Consider the following 2,587-nt stretch of genomic DNA (forward strand, 5'->3'; position numbering starts at 1 on the left):
TTGCTGACCAATGGAAAACTGAAATACGGCGGCCGGGTCACCACCCAGCATACGGTTCACGGCCGCTGCACGCGCATTGCCGCCACCGGCAATCGGGGTATCAACCCAGGTGCCGCCTTTGGCCTCGAACGCCTTGCGGATTTCGCCAAGGGCCGCCTGTTCACTTCCCGAAGTCCACCAATGCAGGACTTCGGCAGTCTGGGCATGAAGTGCACCGGCAGATACACCGACGCTCAGAAATGCCACGCTTGCGGCAATCTTTGAAAATTTCATCATAACGGATGTTCCTCCCTAATGGACACGATCACGCCCGGCTTCTTATTAAGTAATATGACCGGAAAATCGTAACGTTACGATTTTTTTGATAAGCGCTTTATTCACCCTTGTCAATCACGAAAACCTTACCATAATAGGCCAAGATAAAAGTACGGAAGCTTTTTTGCTGTGCTTTTCGAAACGTTACGATTTTGGATGCGTTCAATAAAAGACATCCAAAGCTAGGGCAAGGAAGCGAACATGACCAAATCATTTCCTGACGGTTTCCGCTGGGGAGTCTCGACATCAAGTTATCAGATCGAAGGCGGCGCGAAAGATGACGGACGCGGTGCCAGCATCTGGGACACATATTGCGCAACACCGGGCCGCGTTGCCAATGGCGATGATGGCAGTGTCGCGTGCGACCATTACCATCGCTGGGCCGAAGACCTTGATCTGATCAAAGGATTGGGCGCAACCCATTACCGGTTTTCGGTGATGTGGCCACGCGTGATGCCGGAGGGCACCGGCAAGGTCAACGAAACCGGCATTGATTTTTACAACCGCCTGATTGACGGCATGCTTGAACGCGGGCTGGATCCGTGGCTGTGCCTCTATCACTGGGATCTGCCACAAGCACTTCAGGATCGCGGTGGCTGGACCAACCGTGACATTGTTGACTGGTTTGGCGACTATACCGAACTTCTGGTCAGCCGGCTTGGCGACCGGGTGAAATCATGGGTCACCTTCAACGAGCCGAATGTCGTTGCCTGGGTCGGCCATGAAGAAGGCCGCCATGCACCGGGGATTACCGATCCGCGTGCGGCGATGCGCGCTGCCCACCACCTTAACCTGTGTCACGCACGCGCAACCCGGGTGATCAAGAACCATTATCCGGATGTGCCGGTCGGTTTCGTGTTGCCGATGCACAAGGGCTATACGCTTCCGCACCGTCGTGAACAGGATGCGCATCTGATTGATCTGTTCGAAGCCAAATGGAACGGCATCTTTTTGGACCCGGTATATTATGGCCGCTATCCGGAACTGATTATCGACCGGATGGAGCCCCATATTCAGGATGGCGATCTTGAAGCCATCAAGACCAAGGTCGATTTCCAGGGGCTAAACCAGTATTTCCCAAGCTACATTCAGGCCGCCGAAGGCGCTGCTTGGCCGTTCAAACATGCCCAGCCGCCAAACTATTTCCGCCGCACCGAAATGGGCTGGGCGATTGACGGGGATTGCTTCTATCAGACCATGAAGATCCTTCAGGATGATTACGGTAACCCGCCTGTTTTCATTACCGAAAACGGTGGTGCCTTTACCGATATCCCGAAGGCAAACGGCCAGATCGACGATCAGGACCGCATTGCCTATTACACCGAATATCTCGAAGCCCTGCTTCGCGCCAAGTCCGAGGGTGCTGACATTCGGGGCTATATGCCATGGTCGCTTCTCGATAATTTCGAGTGGGCATATGGCTATGAAAAGCGTTTCGGTCTGGTGCATGTTGACTACACCACCCAGAAACGTACCCCCAAGGCATCCTATGATTTCATGCGCAAGGTGATTTCACAGAACGCATTGCCTTAGGCCAACCGGGCGCTTAGATTGTCCGAAATTTGAATGGAACGGACCTGTATATGCCTGCTGCTCGCCCCAATTTGCGTACGATTGCCGATCGCCTTGGTCTATCGATCACGACGGTATCGCGTGCGCTTAAAGACGGGCCGGAAGTCAAACCCGACACCGTCGCCCGCGTAAAGGCAGCCGCAGCAGAAATCGGTTATCAGCCAGATGCCCGTGGCGTCATGCTTCGAACCGGCAAAACCATGCAGGTCTGTTCCATTCTGTATTCCCCCGAAGTCGGAGATTACGGCGACCCGGGCTTCCTGGCACAGGTCGAAAGCCTGACCCAGGGTCTTGAAGCCGATAACTATTCCCTGTTGGTGCTGGCCCAGACCCGCGGCGAAGATCCGCTTGACCCCGTGCGCAAGGTCCATACCCAACGCCTTGCCGATGCCGTGGTATTTTCACGCACCACCTTGCAAGACAATCGCGCGAAATACTGTCTGCAACATGACTTTCCATTTGTCAGCTTTGGCCGTACCGAACTTCTGACCCCGCATGCCTTTGTCGATCATGATGACGAACAGGCGGCCTATGATGCAGTAAAACGGTTGCTTGATGATGGCCACCGCAATATCGGCATGATCGACCCGCCCGAAGCCCTGACCTTTTTCGGATATCGCAAACAGGGGGCCCGCCGGGCCATGGTCGATGCGGGGCTTGATCCCGATAGCCTGATCTGGATGCCGTCGGAAATTTCCGT

The 2,587-nt window shown here is 54.7% G+C and carries 2 protein-coding genes and 1 pseudogene; 2 read left to right on the forward strand and 1 reads right to left on the reverse strand.

Translation table 11 applies throughout. The features are described 5' to 3' along the window. Positions 1 to 276 (reverse strand): annotated as a pseudogene (locus tag B3Z49_RS19455) (carbohydrate ABC transporter substrate-binding protein); the annotation flags it as partial. Positions 277 to 516: 240 nt separating this feature from the next. On the opposite strand from B3Z49_RS19455, the gene B3Z49_RS19460 reads away from it, so the two are divergent. Beyond that, entirely contained in the window at positions 517 to 1,848 is a 1,332-nt protein-coding gene (locus tag B3Z49_RS19460) for a GH1 family beta-glucosidase (RefSeq protein ID WP_296993876.1), read from the forward strand. 50 nt (positions 1,849 to 1,898) lie between these two features. After that, the coding region (locus B3Z49_RS19465) for a LacI family DNA-binding transcriptional regulator (protein WP_296993878.1) at positions 1,899 to 2,587 on the forward strand (689 nt) is incomplete at its 3' end.

It is taken from the genome of Thalassospira sp. UBA1131, from assembly GCF_002311515.1.
Taxonomy (GTDB): Bacteria; Pseudomonadota; Alphaproteobacteria; order Rhodospirillales; family Thalassospiraceae; genus Thalassospira.